This is a genomic window from Streptomyces sp. NPDC046862 (assembly GCF_040704615.1).
Lineage (GTDB): Bacteria > Actinomycetota > Actinomycetes > Streptomycetales > Streptomycetaceae > Streptomyces.
Map to the genome: position 1 here is coordinate 24951 of NZ_JBEYXP010000054.1, position 17247 is coordinate 42197.

Below are 17247 nucleotides of genomic sequence, written 5' to 3' on the forward strand. Positions count from 1 at the left end.
CGCTGCCCGAAAGGCGGCGGAAGCGGTCCCCTGTGGGTGTGGGGCGGTCCTTCCCGCGGGGTGATGCTGTGGGCTAACCGCAGATGAGGACGAGGAGGCAGGCCTTCTGGCCGCCGCCGTCGTGGTCGTGGTCGCCGCCGGCAGGGCCTGAGGGTGCGGCCGCAGCCTTCGTGGCGGTGTGAGGGGTGGGTGCCGCGGCGGAGGCCGCCGCTGCCGGGGCTGCCGCGAGAGCGAGAGCCAGGGCGGCAGTGACCGCGAGTCGTCGGGAAAGGGACTTCTTGGGTGTTATCTGCGTGTTGTTCATGAAGTCACCGTGCACGGCTTTGTCGCCAAGTGCGCGCCGAGAGAGGCCTATCGGGCGAATCGCCGTGATCCGCCGTGCGTCGTCCGCCGTCCGCCGTGCGCCGTCCGCCGTCCGCCGTCCGCCGTCCGCGTCGGCCGTACCCGGGCCCGTGTCCGTCCACGGGCCCGGAGGACCGTCAGGCCAGGCGGCCGTGAAGTGGTGTGTCCCGGAGTCGACGGCGAACCTGAACCCGACGGCGAACCTGAACCCGACGGCGAACCTGAACCCGACGGCGAACCTGAACCCGACGGCGAACCTGAATCCGACGGAGGATCGGCCCGCTCGTCACGTCAGGAGAACAGCAGGCGCCAGGTCAGCGGTCCGGGGCTGCCGTCGGCGTCGCCGCGCAGTTCCTTGCGCGACTTCTGGAAGTCCCGCACGTTCAGCCGGTCCGCCTCGCCCCAGCTCCTGCTCGGGCCGACCTTGTAGTGGTCGCCGAAGCCGCGCTCCACCAGCTGCTTGCCGAGCTGCAGGACGTACGCGTTCGAGGCCCCCGCCACGAAGTACTTGCGGCCCGGGAACGCGGGGATCTTCGGCTTGGTGTTCGGCTTGGCGGGCGTGCTCGTCGCCGTGGTGTCGTCGTCGCCCACGTCCAGCTCGGTCTTCGCGTACTTGATGATCCTGGCGAAGTCGATCGCGCCGGGGTCGCCGTGGACGTTCTCGGGCACGTGCGTGTGGCCGCAGACTCCCTTGAAGTCCGTCCACTGCGTGCCCGTCATCCGCTGGCCGCCGCCGTTCCCGTACGACGTGGGGTACGCGGGCCACGACTTCGGGCCGGACAGCGGCACGCCGTGTTCCTCGTGCATCCAGGCCAGGAAGCGGGCGACGCCCTGCAGCGCCCAGTCCGGCGCGTCCGGCCAGTAGACGTGCGCGTGGCCCGCGGCCTTCCACTTCGCGTGCGACTTCGGGTCGCAGGTGCCGGCCAGCTCGACCTGGCACACGTTCATGGTGTTCGTCTCGACGCCGCCCGGCAGGTTGACCAGCGCTCTGGAGGAGGTCTCTATGTCGAAGTGCTGGTACCACTTCAGCTTCTTGGCGGCGAGATCGGGAACCGCCGTCAGGTTCGGGGCGGTTGAGCCACCGTCGTAGCCGGGCAGCGTGTAGCCCTCGGTGGTGTGCAGGACGACGACGTTGACCTGCATCGGGTCACCGCCGAAGTCGTCCTGGTACCAGTTGGCCCGGCTCGCACCGGGGTAGCGCTGGGGTCCCGTCTTCGTGCTCATCACAGACTCCTGAGGTGAGTGTGGCCTCGTCCGTTCGGCGAGGCGGGTGATGTTCGAGGTGACGATCGAGGTGCGGCATGTACGAAGTGGCCCATGGCCGAGGCGGATGGCCGGGATGGCCGGGATGGCCGAACGGCCGTGCGGCACCGCTGACCGGGAGGGGGGGACCAGTGCCCTTCGAGAGCGACGTCGCCCTTCGGCGCTTGACGCCCTTCAGCGCTCAGACGAGGCCGAGCTCTCCGCACCGCATCTCGTGTCCGTGCCGTAAGTTCACCGGGTGGGCCCTCCTGGGCGACGCTGGGGGGCGAAGGGCTTCGCCGAACACGGCATCAGGGCGAGCAGAGTACGCGACGGACTTGTGTGACGGCCGATTAGGCGGCCGTGTCGCGCCAACCAATCGTTCTTTGCCGGGCTGTTGGGCGTGTGAGTTGGAGGTTGGGCGCCCCGAACCGGTCAGCGCGGCCCGAGCGCCGCGAAGGCCTCGTCGAGGAGGGCGACGAGGTCGAGCCGGCCGTCGGAGTCGGTCCAGTGGTCGACGGCGACGTTGAGGCAGTCCAGGGCCGCGGACGCGCGGACCCAGTGGGCGAGGGCCGGGGGCTCGGCGGACCCGGAGCGCTCGGCGAGGGCCCGGGCCAGGGCCGGGCGCCAGCCGTGCTGCTTCTCCAACTGCCGTGCGCACAGTGCGGGGGTGTCCCGGACCAGGCGGGTCATGGCCAGGGAGTCGTCCGGGTCCTGGTGGTAGGGCTCGATGGCCGTGTCCAGGGCGCGTCGCAGCGCGGTCCAGTCGTCCTCGTCGGCGGGGCGGGCGCGCAGGGCGTCGGCGACCCGCTCGCCCTTGGCGTCGAAGGCACCGAGGACGGCGTCCTCCTTGGTGCCGAAGTACCGCAGGAAGGTGCTGCGCGACACGCCGGCGGCCTTGGCGAGGTCGTCGACGGTGACCTTCTCGAACCCCTCGCGGCGGAACAACTCGAAGGCCACCTGGCTCAGTTCGGCCCGTACGGCGGCCCGTGCGATGTCCCTGGTGCTCGTGCGGCCTGCTGTGCTCACCCCGCGATCGTACCTTCCTGTCCGATCCTGACTTGCAGGAGTGGAACTCGGTGCCTAACCTGACACTCAGTTTCACCAAAGACAGGGGAGGACACCATGACCACTCGAACGCTCGGGCTCATCGGCAGCGGCATGATCGGCGGTGCGCTGGCCGGTCTCGCGGTGGCCGCCGGCCTGGACGTCGTCCTCAGTAACTCCCGCGGCCCCGAGACCCTCGCCGACCTCGTCGCAGGTCTCGGCGACCGTGCCCGCGCCGCCACGCCGGAGGAGGCCGCCCGGGCCGGCGACCTCGTGGTGGTGACCATCCCGCTGAAGGGCTACGCGCAGCTGCCGGTCGAGGCACTGACCGGCAGGACGGTGATCGACACCATGAACTACTACCCGGAGCGCGACGGCCGTCTCGGGGCCCTGGACGAGGCCGGGCTGACCTCCAGCGAACTACTCCAGCGCCACCTGGCCGGCTCCCGGGTGGTGAAGGCGTTCAACACCATCGACTTCCGCCGGCTGTCCACGAGTGCCCGTCCGGCCGGTGCCCCCGACCGCAGCGCCCTGCCGATCGCCGGCGACGACCGGACGGCCAAGGAGGAGGCGGCCCGGCTGCTGGACACCCTCGGGTACGACGCCGTCGACATCGGCACGCTCGCCGACAGCTGGCGCGTCGAGCCCGGCACGCCGGTCTACGTCCAGCCCTACCTGGCCGAACGGCCGGAGGGGCTGAGCCAGGAGCAGACGCAGCGCTGGTTCTTCGAGACGCCGGGTGTCCCCGTGGCCGCCGCCCGGGTGAGGGAACTGGCCGACCGGGCCGTACGGCGCCCCGCGGGTCCCGCTTCCATGACCCTCTCCCAGGACTGAGCGCTCCCATGACACCTGCCAACACGTCTGCCAACGCCCCTGCCAACACGTCTGCCAACGCCCCTGCCAACACGTCTGCCAACGCCCCTGCCAACACGCCTGCCAACATCCCTGCCGTGCACGGGTCGCCCGTCGACGTCCCGACCGCCGACGGAACCGTCGACGCCTACCTCGCCCACCCCGAGACCCCGGCTCCGCACCCCGCCGTCCTGCTGTACATGGACGCCTTCGGACTGCGCCCCCACCTGAAGTCCATGGCGGACCGCCTCGCGGCGGCCGGATACGTCGTCCTCGTGCCCAACGTCTTCTACCGCTACGGCCGCGCGCCCGTGGTGGAGCTGCCCGAGTTCATCGACCCGGCCGAGCGCCCGGAGATCATCCAGAGCCTGGGGCCGGCCGCGCGGACCCTGACCCCCGAGGGCGCGATGCGGGACGCCGCCGCCTACCTTGACTGGCTGGCCGCCTCCCCGCTGACGACCGACGGCCCGGCCGGGGCCACCGGTTACTGCATGGGCGCCGGGCTGGCCCTGCGCACCGCGGGCACGCACCCGGACCGGGTCGCGGCCGCGGCCGGCTTCCACGGCGCGTACCTGGCGACCGACGCGCCGGACAGCCCCCACCTGCTCGCGGACCGGATCACCGCGGAGCTCTACTTCGGCCACGCCGACCAGGACGCCACGAACCCCGCCGAGCAGATCGACCGCCTCGACGCTGCCCTCACCGCCGCGGGCGTCCGCCATCACGGCGAGGTCTACGCCGGCGCCCACCACGGCTTCACCCAGGCCGACACCGCGATGTACAGCGAGAAGGCGACGGAACGCCACTGGGCGGCCCTGCTGGACCTGTTCGCCCGCCGGCTGTGACGGTCAGGAGGCCGGCATCGGTACGGGCCGCCCGTCGGAGGATCTACCCCCACCTCAGCCCCACCTCAGCCCTAAGGGACTGTTAGGTCTTGGTTCCCGCTGTTGAACGGGCCTGTCCTGCCCCTGACTCTGTGTGCTCCTGGGCCGCAGACAAGGAAGTGACAAGGGAGTCCCGATGGCCACACAGTCCACGACCGAGCGCGCGCACCCGCCCCGCCGCGACGAACGCAGGGTCGTCAGCAACATCTTGCGCGGATCGATCGGCAACCTGATCGAGTGGTACGACTGGTACGCGTACACCGCGTTCAGCGTCTACTTCGCCGCCACGTTCTTCCCCTCCGGCAACCAGACCGCCCAACTCCTCAACACCGCGGCGGTGTTCGCCGTCGGTTTCCTGATGCGGCCGATCGGCGGCTGGGTGCTCGGCCGCTATGCCGATCGCCGCGGGCGGCGCGCGGCGCTGACGCTGTCGGTGACGCTCATGGCGGCCGGTTCCCTGATCGTGGCGCTCACCCCGTCGTACGGCTCGATCGGGGTCGCCGCACCGGTGCTGCTGGTGCTCGCGCGGCTGCTGCAGGGCCTCTCGGTCGGCGGTGAGTACTCGACCTCGGCCACCTACATGTCGGAGGTGGCCACACCCGGACGTCGCGGCTACTACTCCAGCTTCCAGTACGTCACCCTCATCGCCGGCCAGCTCACGGCGCTCGGCCTGCAGATCATCCTGCAGCAGGTGCTCAGCGCCTCGCAGATGGACGCGTGGGGCTGGCGGATCGCCTTCGTCGTCGGTGCGGCCGGGGCGATCGTCGTGCTGTGGCTGCGGCGCGGCATGGACGAGTCGGAGAGCTTCGAGCGCGCGGCGGCCGAGGGCGCGGAGGACAAGAGCGGTGGTCCGGCGCGGGGCAGCCTGCGACTGCTGCTGAACTACCCCCGGCAGTGCCTGGTCGTGGTCGGGCTGACCATGGGCGGCACGCTGTTCTTCTACACGTACACCACGTACCTGCAGAAGTTCATGGTCAACACCAGCGGCATCGCCAAGCCGACGGCCGCCTGGATCAACTTCTTCGCGCTGATCGTGTTCGTGCTGCTCCAGCCCGTCATGGGGCTGCTGTCCGACCGGGTGGGGCGCCGGCCGATGCTGATCGCGTTCGGGGTGCTGGGCGCCGCCGTGACCGTGCCCTCGCTGACCCTGCTGTCCCACACCAGCGATCCCGTGTACGCGTTCCTGCTCATGGTCGGGCCGCTGGCCGTCAGCTCCCTGTACACCTCGATCAGCGCGGTGGTGAAGGCCGAGCTGTTCCCGACGTCGATCCGGGCGCTGGGCGTCGGCCTGCCCTACGCGCTGACCGTGGCCCTGTTCGGCGGGACCGCGGAGTACGTCGCCCTGTGGTTCAAGAAGGCCGGCCACGAGAGCTGGTACTTCTACTACGTCACCGCCTGTGTCCTGATCTCGCTGCTCGTCTACATTCGGATGCGCGAGACGTCGGACGGATCCCCCCTGGAGAGCGAGGCGGCCGCGGCTCGGGACTGAGAGCCTGTGGCTTCGACGTGAGGGAGGCGACCGTGCGCGTACTGCTGGCCGAGGACGACGACGGTGTGGCCGGTGCGCTGACCGAGGTCCTGTACGAGCACGGTCACCTGCCGACCCGGGTGCGGCGCGGCGAGGAGGTCCTCGCCCGCCACCGCCAGGCCGACCTGCTGCTGCTCGACCTCGGCCTGCCCGACCTCGACGGCCTGGAGGTGCTGCGCAAGCTGCGCGCGGTGAGCGGTGTTCCGGTCGTCGTCCTCACCGCCCGGGGCGATGAGCGGTCGGTGGTGCGAGGTCTGCGGCTGGGCGCCGACGACTACCTGGTCAAGCCGGTACGGCTGGCCGAACTGCTGGCCCGCATCGAGGCCGTCATACGCCGCGCCACGACACCCGCCACACCCGCCGCCCCGGCACCGCGCACGGTGCGCGCCGGTGACGTCGAGGTCGACCTCGACGCGCGCCGGGTGTCGGTCGGCGGCACCGAAGTCCGTTTGACCACCAAGGAGTTCGCCGTCCTCGCCGCGCTCGCGGCCCGGGCCGGTACCGCCGTCAGCCGCCAGCAGCTCATGGACGAGGTGTGGGGCGACGCCTACCTGGCCGTGTCCCGCTCGCTCGACGTCCACCTCACCCAGCTGCGGGCCAAACTCGCCCGCCCCGAGGTGCTGACCACCATCCGCGGCTTCGGCTACCGCTTCGGCGGCTGAACCGGCAGGGCCGTCATGCGCACCCGGGTACTGACCGTCGTCCTGGCCTTCGCCGTGCTCGCGGTGGCCGGGTTCGCCGTACCCCTGCTGGGCGTCAGCGCGTCCCAGCGCACCCAGCAGCTCGTCGCCGCGCGCACCGCCGACCTCGACCGCTTCGCGGGCCTCGCCGAGCAGGCCGCCGTCAGCGGCGACACCGGCGCGCTGACCGCCGAGGTGACCCGCTACACCGAGCTGTACGGCGAGGCGGTCGTGGTCGTCGACGCCCGCCGCGCCCCCGTGGTGCAGACGGGCGGTATGCGCGCCGCCGACCCGGCCGTCGCCCGCCTCGTCGACGCGGCGCTGCGCAACCAGCGCGTCTCGCCCGGCGGCACCCTGCGCCCCTGGTCCCGCGCCGACAAGCTGCTCGCCCGCCCGGTCGGCACCGGCACGCGGGTGTCCGGCGCCGTGGTGCTGCGCGCCTCGGTGCGGGCCGCCGCCGACGACATCGCGCTGCGCTGGGCGCTGGTCCTGGCGGGCGCGGGCCTGTTCGCCGTGGCCTGCGTGCTGCTGGCGCGGAGGGCCACCCACTGGGTCGTACGCCCCCTGCACCGCCTCGACCGCGCGGTCGGCGCGCTCGCGGCCGGGCTGCCCGCCGAACACGCCCGGGCCGGCGGCCCACCCGAACTGCGCCAGCTGGCCACCGGTTTCAACAGCATGGCCGACGCGGTGACCACGGCACTGGAACAGCAGCGCCGCCTGGTGGCCGACACCTCGCACCAGTTGCGCAACCCGCTCGCGGCGCTGCGCCTGCGCATCGACTCGCTCCAGTCCCGCCTGCCCGCCTCCGCCGGCCGCACCTACACCGGCGTGACGGCCGAACTCGAACGCATGGAGCACCTCCTCGACGACCTGCTGGCCCTCGCGAACGCCGAACACCGCGCCGGTGAACTGTCCGTCACGGACGTGCGCGGCGCATGCTGTGACGCGACGGCGGTCGCCGCGGCCCAGGCACAGCTGTGGCAGCCGGTGGCCGAGCGGGCGGGCGTCCACCTGGCGTTCGTCCCCGGTCCCGCCGTCCCCATGACCTGCACGGAGGGCGAACTGGCCCAGGTCGCCGACATCCTGCTCGACAACGCGATCAAGTACGCGGGGAGCGGCGCCCGCGTGGAGGCGCGCTGCCTCACCGAGGGCCCGGACGCGGTGTTGGAGCTGCGGGACGACGGGCCGGGCCTCGACCCCGGGGAACTCACCCGGGCGGGCACCCGCTTCTGGCGCTCCGACCGCCACCGCGACGTACGCGGCAGCGGCCTCGGCCTGGCGATCGCCGAGCGGCTGGTGGCCGGACGGGGCGGACACGTGGAGTTCGCGCCGGCCGAGCCGCACGGCCTGCGGGTCAGGGTCGTCGTCCCCGCGTCCCCGAAGGGACGCACGGCGTGACCGGCGGGCGGGCAGACGGCGTGACCGGCGGGCGGGCACGGGGCGTGACCGGCGAACGGCCCCAGGGCACGAACGGCGAGCGGCCCCAGGGCACGAACGGCGAGCGGCCCCAGGGCACGAACGGCGAGCGGCTACGGGGCACGACCGGTGAGCAGGCACGCGGCATGGCGCGGGCAGATGGCATGGCGCGGGCAGACGGCATGACGCGGGCAGACGGCATGACGCGGGCAGACGGCATGGCGCGGGCAGGCGGCATGACCGGCCCCGCTCGGCCCGCCGCCCGCCGCACCGTCCTGCGCGCCGCACTCGGCGCGGCCGGCACCGGACTGCTGGCGGGCGCCGCGACGGCCGACGCACGGCACGCGGACCGTGGCCCGGAGGGCGAGCTGCGGATCGCGACCGGCGAGTCCGACGGGTTCTACGCGGCCTTCGGGCGGCTGCTCGCCGACCAGGTGACGGCGGTCTACCCCCGGCTGTCCTGCGAGGTGGTTCGCAGCGAGGGCAGCGTGGCCAACATACGGCTGCTCCACGCGGGCCGGGCCGAGGTGGCGCTGGCGCTGGCCGACATCGCGTGGGCGGCGTACGGCGGCTCCGCACCGTTCGGCCGCCGGGTCCCGCTGCGCGCGATCGGCCGGGTGTACGAGAACTACGTCCAGCTGGCCGTGCGCGCCGACGCACCCGTCCGCGCCGTCGCCGACCTGGCGGGGCGCACGGTCTCCCTGGGCGCGCCCGCGTCCGGCGGTGCCGTGCTCGGCGACCGTCTGCTGCGCGCCGCGGGCCTCACCCCGGGCACCGACGTACGGGTCCGCCACCTGCTGATGCCGCAGGCGGCGCGCACGATGCGGGACGGCGCCATCGACGCCCTCCTGGTGGCGGGCGGCGTACCGCTGCCGGTGCTGTCCGGCCTCGACACCCGGCCAGGCATCCGCCTGCTGCCCCTGGCCGGCCTGCTGCCCCGGCTGCGCGACGACACGAGTCGGGCGGGAACGAGTCGGGCCGGCTCGGGGCTGGAGGCGGTGACGGTGCCGGCGGGGGCGTACCGGGGAACGCCCGAGGTGGCCACCATCGGCGTGGCCAACCTGCTCCTGTGCCGGCCCGACCTGCCCGTGCCCGTCGCCGCCGCCCTCACCCGCGTCCTGGTCCGCCGGGCGACCCGCCTCGTCCCCACCACGGCCCTCGGCACCCAGTTCCTCGACGTCCGCAGCCTGATCTCCACTGGCGTCGTCCCCCTGCACCCCGGGGCGGTCGTCGCCTACCGCGAACTGCACGGTTAGCGCGGCGCGGCGGACGGCCGTACCGGAAGGACGGCCTCCCCACGGAACAAAGGACGGCCTTCCCGCGGAACGACGGACGGCCTTCGCGCGGAACCAAGACCGTCTTCGCGCCCTCTAGGTCAGTGCCTGACGGGCCGTTGGAACGGCTCGGCCGGCACACCGCTGTGCGTCCTCGTCCATCGATTCAGGGCTCCACGAGCCAGAGGGAAGTCATGCGAAGACTGACGTCGGCCATCGTCGCCGGCTTAATGGCGTTCGCCGGCCTGGGAGTTGCGGCCAGTGCCTCCGCCCAGGCGGATACGGGAGCGGAGTACGTCGCGCTCGGCGATTCGTACGCGTCCGGGGTCGGCGCGGCCCCGTACGACGCCTCCAGCGGCGACTGCAAGCGCAGCCCGAACAGCTATCCCCGCCTGTACGCGGCCGCCCACCCCAAGTACGCGCTGAAGGACGTCACTTGCAGCGGCGCGACGATGGCCGACGTGCGGAACAACCAGTTGTCCGCGCTGAGTGAGAAGACCTCTCTCGTCACCCTCACGGTGGGCGGCAACGACGCCCAGTTCTCCTCCGTGGTCCAGGCGTGCCTCACCCAGAGCGACAGCTACTGCGCGACGGCCACGAACTGGATGTCGTCCTACGCCAGGAACCAGATGGTGACGGAACTCGCCGTCCTCTACAAGGACATCAAGACCCGCGCGCCCAAGGCTCTGGTCCTCGTCCTCGGCTACCCGCGGGCGCTCGCCTCGACCGGGTCGTGCGGTCAGATCGACCTCAGCGCCGCCAAGCGCACCTCCATGAACGGGATGGCCGACGCCCTGGCGGAGGGCACCCAGGCCGCGGCCAAGTCCGCGAGCGTCTACTTCATCGACATGCGCAGCCAGTTCGACGGCCACGGGGCGTGCGGTGCCGACCCGTGGATCAACGGTGTCGACCTGTCCCGGCAGGCCGAGATCTTCCACCCCAACGCGGCGGGCTACACGAAGGGTTACGCCGCGAGGCTCAGCAGCGTCTGGGGCTGACCCGGCCCTGTCCACCCCGTGAAATCGTTCGCTCGTCGTTCGCTCTGGAGACACACTCGATGAAGCTCACCAAGCGTCTCGTCCTGACCACCACCGCTCTCGCCGCCGTGACCGCCGGGACGCTCCTGAGCGCGACGGTCGGCCAGGCGGCCGCCTCGCAGCCCGCCTCGCAGTCCGCCTCGCAGTCCGCCCGCCCCGCCGTCGACGCTCCCGCCGCACTGAAGGTCCCCGACGGCAACCGGCTCACCGGCGTCTTCGGGGCCGAGGGCGTCCAGACGTACACCTGCACCGACGGCGCCTGGAAGCTGCTGGAGCCCGCCGCCACCCTCTGGGCCAAGAACGACCGCTCCCGCCGCACCGTCGCCCTCCACTCCCGCGGCCCCGTCTGGGTGTCCACGGTGGACGGCAGCGCCGTCAACGCCGCCGCCGTCGCCAGCTCCCCCAAGACCGGCACCATCCCCGAACTCCTCCTGCAGTCCACCGCCACCCGCGGCGCAGGGATGTTCGCCGACGTCTCCTACATCCAGCGCCTCAACACCAGGGGCGGTGTCGCCCCCACCACCGCCTGCTCCGGCACCGACCAGGTGAGCGTCCCCTACTCCGCCACCTACGCGTTCTACAAGCCCGCCAAGTGACGAGGTGAGAGGCGGGGGCACGTGCCCCCGCGCACACACGAAGGCCCAGGTCCGCGACTTGGGCCTTTGTCGTCTTCGTTGTGCGGACAACCTTTAGGCTGCTGGGTCAGGGGAGCGGGGGCTCGGGGGCTCAGGCAGCGGGCCTGGGGATCAGGGGATCAGGGGGGCGAGGGCCGGTGAGCAACGCGACTGAGGTGTTCCAGCCGCTTCAAGGGGACGATCCGCCCGTGGTGGCCGGCTACCGCCTCGCCGCACGGCTCGGCGCGGGAGGCATGGGCCGGGTCTACCTGTCGCACACGCGGGGTGGCCGGCCGGTGGCGATCAAGGTGGTACGGCCGGAGCTGGCCGACGACCCGGCCTTCCGGCGGCGGTTCAGCCGGGAGATCAAGGCGGCCCGGCGGGTTCAGGGCGCGTACACCGCCGAGCTGATCGACGCCGACGCGGACGGCGTGCCGCCCTGGCTGGCCACACTGTACGTGCCCGGGCCCTCCCTGTCAGAGGCAGTGGCCCGGCGCGGACCGCTGCCGGTGCCGGCGGTGTTATGGCTGATGGCGGGAGTCGCCGAGGCCCTGCAGGCCATCCATGGCGCGGGAATCGTGCACCGGGACCTGAAGCCGTCGAACGTGCTGCTGGCCGCCGACGGGCCACGCGTGATCGACTTCGGCATCTCCCTGGCCGCTGACCTCACCTCGCACACCGCCACGGGCGCCGCTGTCGGGACGCCCCAGTTCATGGCTCCCGAGCAGGCGTTCGCGGGTGAGGTGACGGCGGCGACCGATGTCTTCGCGCTCGGTCAGACGGCGGCGTTCGCGGCGCTGGGCGAGCCCCTCTACGGGGACGGGCCCTCGGCCAGTGTGCTGTACCGGATCGTTCACTCGAAGCCGGACCTGTCCCTGCTGCCCGAGCAGCTCCGTCCGCTGATCGCCCGGTGCCTGGCCGCCGACCCAACGGAGCGGGCCGCCCCGGCGGAGATCGTCGAGTGGTGCCGGCAGCGGCTGGGCGCCGACGCGGGCCCGGGCGCGGGACCGGCCGTCTGGCGGGAGGTCGCGGGGCCGGGGGTGACGGTTCCGGATCCGGTCCCCGCTCCCACCCCCGTGCACACACTGCCGTTGGTCGCGCGTCCGGCGCCGACGGTGCCGGACGGGCGGCGCGGTCGCCGAAGACGCGTCGCGCTGATCACGGCCGCCGCGGTGGCGGCGGGCGCGCTGCTGCTGACGGGCGCGGTGTGGACGGTCATGGAGGCGGCGGACCGGTTCCGCGACGGGGACACGTCCGCGTCCTCCGCGTCCTCGACCCCCGGTTCGGCGGCGTCCGGACGGTCGCCGGCGTCCTCTTCGGCGTCCTCTTCGGCGTCCACGCCGACCGCGGGAGCCGGCGGCCGGACAGCGGAGGCGTCGCGCCCCTCGTCCCGCTCCTCCTCGACCGCGCCCGAGGCACCTCAAACCGTCGCGTACCCCCAGCAGTGGCTGGACGAGAAGACCTCACTGGGCATCAAGGAGCCGACCAGGCGAGAGAACCTCAAGGGGGACATCCGCTTCGTCTGCGGGGAGACCGACTGCGCCCTGGAGAGCGACCGCAGCGTGATCACCATGCTGTACGGCAAGCCGGGCGCCTCCCTCGACTCGTGCCGCGTCGCCCTCAGAGGCGCCGAGAGCCACCGCTTCCCGCTGGCCGCGGCGGCGGCCGGCAGCGAGATCTGCGTCAAGCACCCCTCCGGAGACATCGCGCTGCTCGTGATCCAGGTGAAGTCCACCGCGCTGCCGACGAGCGGGGTCAGCTTCGTGACCGCGGACATGACGGTCTGGCGGGCGGCCTAGGAGAGCGAGTGATATCCCTCCCGGGAAAGCGACATGACCTGGACCGGCTGACCGTGGGCGGGGACGCGAGTGGTGCGGTCGAAGGTCATGCCGAGCTTGGTCATGACCCGTGTCGAGGCGTGGTTGTCGACATGGCAGATGCTGACGACGCGATCCAGTCCCGCCTCGTCGAACGCGAACGCCAGGACCTCCCGGGCCGCTTCGGTGGCATAGCCCCGGCCCCATGAGTTGCGCCGCAGCCGCCATCCGATCTCCACCGTCGGCATGATCTCGGGAAGGAAGGCCGGAACGGCCAGACCCACCCAGCCGATCAGCTCCCCGGTCGCGATCTCCTCGGCGGCGAACAGCCCGTAGCCGCGCTCGTCCCAGGCCGCGCGCACATGGGCCAGCGCCGCGGCGGTCCGCTCACGGGTGCCGGGCGAGCCGTCACCGATGTACCGCATGACGTCCGGATCCGCGTCGATCTCCGCAAGCGGGTCCAGATCCGCCTCTCTCCACTGACGCAGCCACAGACGCTCGGTGTGGCGCTCCGGGTGTCGCGTCGTCACAGGGGCCTTCTCCTCCGGTCGTCTGCGATCGACGTAACTTACTGGCCGCCCGAGCCGCCCGACAGTTACTGGGCCAGGGCCACCGAGACGCGGACCGGGTACCCGACCACGATGCGGCGGGGGCTGCCGTCCAACCTGGATGTGTTCGCCACAGTCTCGAAGTCGACGGCTACCCATGACCGAGTCTCGATCAGGAGGCTGATACTGGGTCACGCACGGCTGGACGGACCGAGGGCGCCAAGGCGGGCAGGGATCCATCAATTTGGGAAGCTCGGGTCTTTGGGAGGCGGTAACTGTTCTGACCTGCGGGGCACCTGAAGCGCGGTCCGGGTAGTTGCCAACTCGGTCCCGGGGTTCCCCGCGGTTCCCCGTGAGATCTGGCACGCATCTGGCACGTCCGTCCGGTGCTTCGTCTGACGATGGCCAAACGTGCGAGTCCTACTCGTACACCGTTGCCGCCCGTAGGGCCCGGGCAAAGAAGCTCCAGTCGCCGTTGGCGGGCAACTCGCGGCCGGCATTGCTGTACCAGCCATCCGCGTCGTCGATCCATGCGGCAAGGGCCTCCAGGAACCCCGCGAGATCCTGGTTCTCCCACGAGTCGCCCTCCTCAGCTTGGCTGCGGTGCAGGGCCCGGACAAAGCACGCAAGGCCTTCTCTGCTGCTGACGTGGTCAGGGGACGCGGTCATGCGCGGCACCCTACTCGGCCCACGTTCAACTGGGCCGGAGAGTGTTCAAGCCTACGAGCGGCCACGCACCTACGATGCAGGTCATGGGGACGTCCGATTCCGCACCACTCATACGCGCCTGTTGGCTCTCATGGCTCGCGGTTCAGACCCCGGATCAGGCGGAGGTGGTGAAGGCCCTCGGCTTGATGGATGTACGGGAGACAGCCTGGACCGACGGCGTGGCACTCATCGACGAGGTGGCACACGACGAGGAGGAGCCGTTCTCCACAGTCGTCGTCACTCCTCCGATGCAGGGGTGGACCCTGTTCGTCGGGCCGTACTTCGGCCTGCCTTATCCGCAGCAGACAGGGCATGTCACTGATCTGTGCCGGGAGTTGAGCGCGCACTTCGGCAGAGCCCAGCTCTTTTTCCACAGTGAGCAGAACGACGGGGAGGCGTGGCTGATCGCCGAACGCGGACGGATCCTCAGGCGTTGGATCAGCGAGTACCCGGCGCTCGCCCTGGGAGAACCGTTCGGAGTCGAGCGACGACTCCTCGACGCGTACGGCATCACAGGCAAGCCCGAGGATCTCGACCCCCACAGCGACCTGGGCGGCGACTGGGCGGCGACCTGGGGAGATTGCTGGGCGACAACGGTCGCAGAGGAATCCAGCATCAACCCCACCACGGCCGCCGCCGATACGGGTTCAAGCAGCAGCATGTTGGTGGCAGCCGCTCCGACTCTCGGGTAGGAGTGCCGCCTGCCACCGATCAGCTTGCCGCCCGACCACCGCTTTAGGAGTTCGATCCGAGTACGCTCCCGCTGCTGCCGTCGACTGGTGCGACGGCCGGACGGCAGCGCTGGTGTACGTCTCTGTCCGGCGTCGTTGATGTCAGCCGTGGATGTCAGAAGCCTTCTGATCCGTAGCTCTATGTGGATCGGTCAGCCAGGGACATACAAGTCTCTCTGCGGCCACGGAGCGACGCTGCCGGGCATAGCTGGTTGCTGTGGTTGCGGTACTGCGTTGCTGTACCGCACGCGTCGAGTGTGCTGCGACTATGCGGCTGCTGGGTCTGGGCTCTCCTCAGCTGCTGGCTCGCCGCGTCCGACAGTCATGGACCACCGGACGGTCGTGGGTGCCTCCACGGAGACAGTCCCTCTGCTCTCCACTCCAGAGACGCCAACCTGGTTGTAGGTGGTGCTCACTTCCTTGTCGAGACAATCCAGAGGGAACGAGACATCAGCGGGTTTCACGGTGACGTTGATCGTCCCCTTGCCCTGGCATCGCACCGCGACAATGAGCGCGTCGCCTTTCTTGCCCTTGCCGAACTCGATGCTGCGATTCCCGTGCGTCCCAGCCTGCTCGGCGGCAATGGTCTCGGTGTCGTCCAGCTCCGGAGGCTGCGCCACGGAAGGCTGCGTGGAGTCTTCGGACGGGGCTTCTGCCTCTGCATCCGGGCTCGGCTCGGACGACTTCGTGGGCTGCTCCGCCTTGGGGTCGTCCGATGAGCAGGCCGTCACAGGCAAGAGCAGCGCAGCTGAGAGGAGGCTCAGGGCAGTCAGAGTTCGGCGAGGCATGTCATCGCTCCCAGATGGCCCAGCCGACACGCCGGGGGGTGTAGAGCGTCGTGTTGTGCTTCACGCCCTTGGTGCAGTTGACATAGACGTACTGGCTGTAACCCTTGCTCTTCAGCCGGTAGACACCGTACCGAGCGAAGGTGGTCTTCCTGGACGGCGTATCCACCCTGATGGAGTTGCCGATCCTGGTCCGGAGCTTCACGGAGAGCTCCACGCCGAACTTGCCCTCGATCTCGATGACCGCCGCCTTGCCCGTCACCTTGAGCTCACCGCTGACGCCGATTCCGACCTCGCCTTCCGTCTCGGAGGTGAAGGTCGAACGGGCAGTCCTCGACGTGCCGTTGTAGTTGGCTTGCTCGGCACCGACGCCCTTGTGGTAGTTCTTGCCCTTGCTGGTGGCGTGGTACTGGTAGCCGGGGATGCATGCCTGGCTCATGGGAACCGGCTGACCCGGCGGGGCCGGCTCAGTCGGCGCAGGTGCCTCAGCCTCCGGGGCACCATCCTCAACGAGGTCCCCCTCCTCGGGCGGAGCGGTCTCCACAACCGGCGTCTCTGCCGCGGCGGGGTCCTGGTCCTCCGCCAGGGCAGGGCCTGCGCCGCCCAACACGGCTATGGCAAGGCTGGGAACGATCAACAGAGAAGCAACTCTGTGAGAGCGCACAGCGAATCTCCTTGGTCAGGGGAGCATGGGGTAGCTGCGATCAACTCACCATTCGCAGCGGTTGCGATCATGACAGCGAGCAGGAGCGAGCCAAAGGACTTTCAAAAGTTCTGAGGAGAACCTGAGGACCAGGCGAACCGACTACACGCATACGCGTCGCGAGCATGATCAACCTGTGAAGCCCGCCCTGGCTTCCACTCGATCCTGATCCACGACGACGAAGACCCCCGACTGTCGTGCGACGGAACTCCGGGCCCGACTGCCAACGCTGCTTCGATCGTGGCGGCCGTGCGCCGTGCCCCTGTCGAGACCTCGTCGCTTCACGCCCGACCAGCATGACGCCAGGACAAGCCGCAGGGCATCCACAGTCAGACGTCTCGGGCGCAGCGGGGCGACCCGAGCGGACCACGAGGAGACTGATCGCTGCTCAACACGCTTTCCAACTGTGGTGGTTGGTTGGCGGGGTGTGTGCGGGGGCGTTCACCAGGGTTCATGGACGGTCGGCCATCACGGCGGGAGCGGCTCCGGGTCTCGCTTGAACGGCCGTGAACGGGGCTGAATGAGACGGAAACTGAGACGGACGGTGGGGCCGGGCTCGGTAGCATCCTCGCTGTTGAAGGGGGAGTCATGGCGCTGGTCCGCAAGGGATCACGACGGATCGTTGTCGACGGCACGGTGTACCGCTGGCGGCTGCGGGGCAGGCCGACGTACTTCCAAGGGCTGGCCTGGTCGCCGTGCACGTTCGCGGTCGAGCATGCGGACACCCCGGGCATGACGCTCGTGGTCATCACCGGCCAGCCGCATCCGAGTAACTGGATCGGTCGCGAGGCTGAGCCTGTACTGCCGTCCGGTGTCGCCGCGACTGTTCGGCTTGCCTTGCGTGAGGGTTGGACTCCGACGGCTCCGGGCTCCTCGTTCCACCTTGGCCAGTCCATTGGCTTCACGTCCTCGTCCTGAGCGGTGTAGAGAGTGAGCACCGCTTTAGGAGTTCCTTCCGCGAGTATCCAGGCCAGGAACGCGGTCCACTGTCGTGGCCTGCAAGGTGCAGGACTGTACCTTCGGATACGGCAACGTCCAC

General features: G+C 70.8%; 18 protein-coding genes. 11 read left to right on the forward strand and 7 right to left on the reverse strand.

Annotation, left to right across the window (positions count from 1 at the left end; genetic code table 11):
* Positions 1 to 73 precede the first annotated feature (73 nt).
* The 3 genes from AB0959_RS41750 to AB0959_RS41760 form a co-directional block, all read right to left on the reverse strand.
* The gene (locus tag AB0959_RS41750) at positions 74 to 304 is read right to left on the reverse strand and encodes a hypothetical protein (protein WP_366832062.1); all 231 of its coding nucleotides are present in this window, start codon (positions 302 to 304) and stop codon (positions 74 to 76) included.
* Positions 305 to 633: 329 nt separating this feature from the next.
* On the reverse strand, positions 634 to 1566 hold the full coding sequence (locus AB0959_RS41755; RefSeq protein WP_366832063.1) for a peptidoglycan-binding protein: 933 nt from the start codon (positions 1564 to 1566) through the stop codon (positions 634 to 636).
* 453 nt (positions 1567 to 2019) lie between these two features.
* On the reverse strand, positions 2020 to 2613 hold the full coding sequence (locus tag AB0959_RS41760; RefSeq protein WP_366832064.1) for a TetR/AcrR family transcriptional regulator: 594 nt from the start codon (positions 2611 to 2613) through the stop codon (positions 2020 to 2022).
* A gap of 96 nt (positions 2614 to 2709) precedes the next feature.
* Between AB0959_RS41760 and AB0959_RS41765 the strand changes: the two genes are divergently transcribed.
* From AB0959_RS41765 to AB0959_RS41805, 9 genes are all read left to right on the forward strand, one after another.
* Positions 2710 to 3465 carry an NAD(P)-binding domain-containing protein gene (locus AB0959_RS41765; protein WP_366832065.1) on the forward strand — a complete coding sequence of 252 codons (756 nt, stop codon included), beginning with the start codon at positions 2710 to 2712 and terminating at the stop codon, positions 3463 to 3465.
* A 107-nt stretch (positions 3466 to 3572) separates the two neighbouring features.
* On the forward strand, positions 3573 to 4328 hold the full coding sequence (locus AB0959_RS41770; protein WP_366832108.1) for a dienelactone hydrolase family protein: 756 nt from the start codon (positions 3573 to 3575) through the stop codon (positions 4326 to 4328).
* Between the two features lie 175 nt (positions 4329 to 4503).
* A complete protein-coding gene (locus tag AB0959_RS41775) occupies positions 4504 to 5856 on the forward strand; it encodes an MFS transporter (protein ID WP_366832066.1) in 1353 nt (450 codons plus the stop codon).
* Between the two features lie 32 nt (positions 5857 to 5888).
* Positions 5889 to 6557, forward strand: a complete 669-nt coding sequence (locus tag AB0959_RS41780) for a response regulator transcription factor (protein ID WP_366832067.1) — start codon at positions 5889 to 5891, stop codon at positions 6555 to 6557.
* Between the two features lie 15 nt (positions 6558 to 6572).
* Positions 6573 to 7973, forward strand: a complete 1401-nt coding sequence (locus tag AB0959_RS41785) for a HAMP domain-containing sensor histidine kinase (RefSeq protein WP_366832068.1) — start codon at positions 6573 to 6575, stop codon at positions 7971 to 7973.
* Entirely contained in the window at positions 7970 to 9247 is a 1278-nt protein-coding gene (locus AB0959_RS41790) for a TAXI family TRAP transporter solute-binding subunit (protein ID WP_366832069.1), read from the forward strand. The genes AB0959_RS41785 and AB0959_RS41790 overlap by 4 nt, the downstream gene beginning before the upstream one ends.
* Before the next feature lie 212 nt (positions 9248 to 9459).
* Positions 9460 to 10263 carry an SGNH/GDSL hydrolase family protein gene (locus tag AB0959_RS41795; RefSeq protein ID WP_366832070.1) on the forward strand — a complete coding sequence of 268 codons (804 nt, stop codon included), beginning with the start codon at positions 9460 to 9462 and terminating at the stop codon, positions 10261 to 10263.
* A gap of 59 nt (positions 10264 to 10322) precedes the next feature.
* The gene (locus tag AB0959_RS41800) at positions 10323 to 10898 is read left to right on the forward strand and encodes a DUF3455 domain-containing protein (RefSeq protein WP_366832071.1); all 576 of its coding nucleotides are present in this window, start codon (positions 10323 to 10325) and stop codon (positions 10896 to 10898) included.
* Positions 10899 to 11074: 176 nt separating this feature from the next.
* Entirely contained in the window at positions 11075 to 12715 is a 1641-nt protein-coding gene (locus tag AB0959_RS41805; RefSeq protein WP_366832072.1) for a serine/threonine-protein kinase, read from the forward strand.
* Here the strand turns inward: AB0959_RS41805 and AB0959_RS41810 are convergent.
* Together AB0959_RS41810 and AB0959_RS41815 are read right to left on the reverse strand one after the other, a co-directional pair.
* The gene (locus AB0959_RS41810) at positions 12712 to 13263 is read right to left on the reverse strand and encodes a GNAT family N-acetyltransferase (protein WP_366832073.1); all 552 of its coding nucleotides are present in this window, start codon (positions 13261 to 13263) and stop codon (positions 12712 to 12714) included. The genes AB0959_RS41805 and AB0959_RS41810 overlap by 4 nt on opposite strands.
* Positions 13264 to 13701: 438 nt before the next feature.
* Positions 13702 to 13950, reverse strand: a complete 249-nt coding sequence (locus tag AB0959_RS41815; protein ID WP_366832074.1) for a hypothetical protein — start codon at positions 13948 to 13950, stop codon at positions 13702 to 13704.
* A 74-nt stretch (positions 13951 to 14024) separates the two neighbouring features.
* Here AB0959_RS41815 and AB0959_RS41820 point away from each other — a divergent pair, with 74 nt between their 5' ends.
* Positions 14025 to 14681, forward strand: coding sequence for a hypothetical protein (locus tag AB0959_RS41820; protein ID WP_366832075.1), 657 nt, complete (start codon positions 14025 to 14027; stop codon positions 14679 to 14681).
* A gap of 305 nt (positions 14682 to 14986) precedes the next feature.
* Here the strand turns inward: AB0959_RS41820 and AB0959_RS41825 are convergent, their stop codons facing one another.
* Together AB0959_RS41825 and AB0959_RS41830 are read right to left on the reverse strand one after the other, a co-directional pair.
* Positions 14987 to 15340 (reverse strand): hypothetical protein, encoded by a 354-nt coding sequence (locus tag AB0959_RS41825; RefSeq protein WP_366832076.1) that lies wholly within the window; start codon positions 15338 to 15340, stop codon positions 14987 to 14989.
* A 169-nt stretch (positions 15341 to 15509) separates the two neighbouring features.
* Positions 15510 to 15944: a hypothetical protein gene (locus AB0959_RS41830; protein WP_366832077.1), complete on the reverse strand. Its 435-nt coding sequence runs from the start codon at positions 15942 to 15944 to the stop codon at positions 15510 to 15512.
* A gap of 852 nt (positions 15945 to 16796) precedes the next feature.
* Here AB0959_RS41830 and AB0959_RS41835 point away from each other — a divergent pair.
* Complete coding sequence (locus AB0959_RS41835; RefSeq protein WP_366832078.1) at positions 16797 to 17126, forward strand: hypothetical protein; 330 nt, start codon at positions 16797 to 16799, stop codon at positions 17124 to 17126.
* Positions 17127 to 17247: the final 121 nt, after the last annotated feature.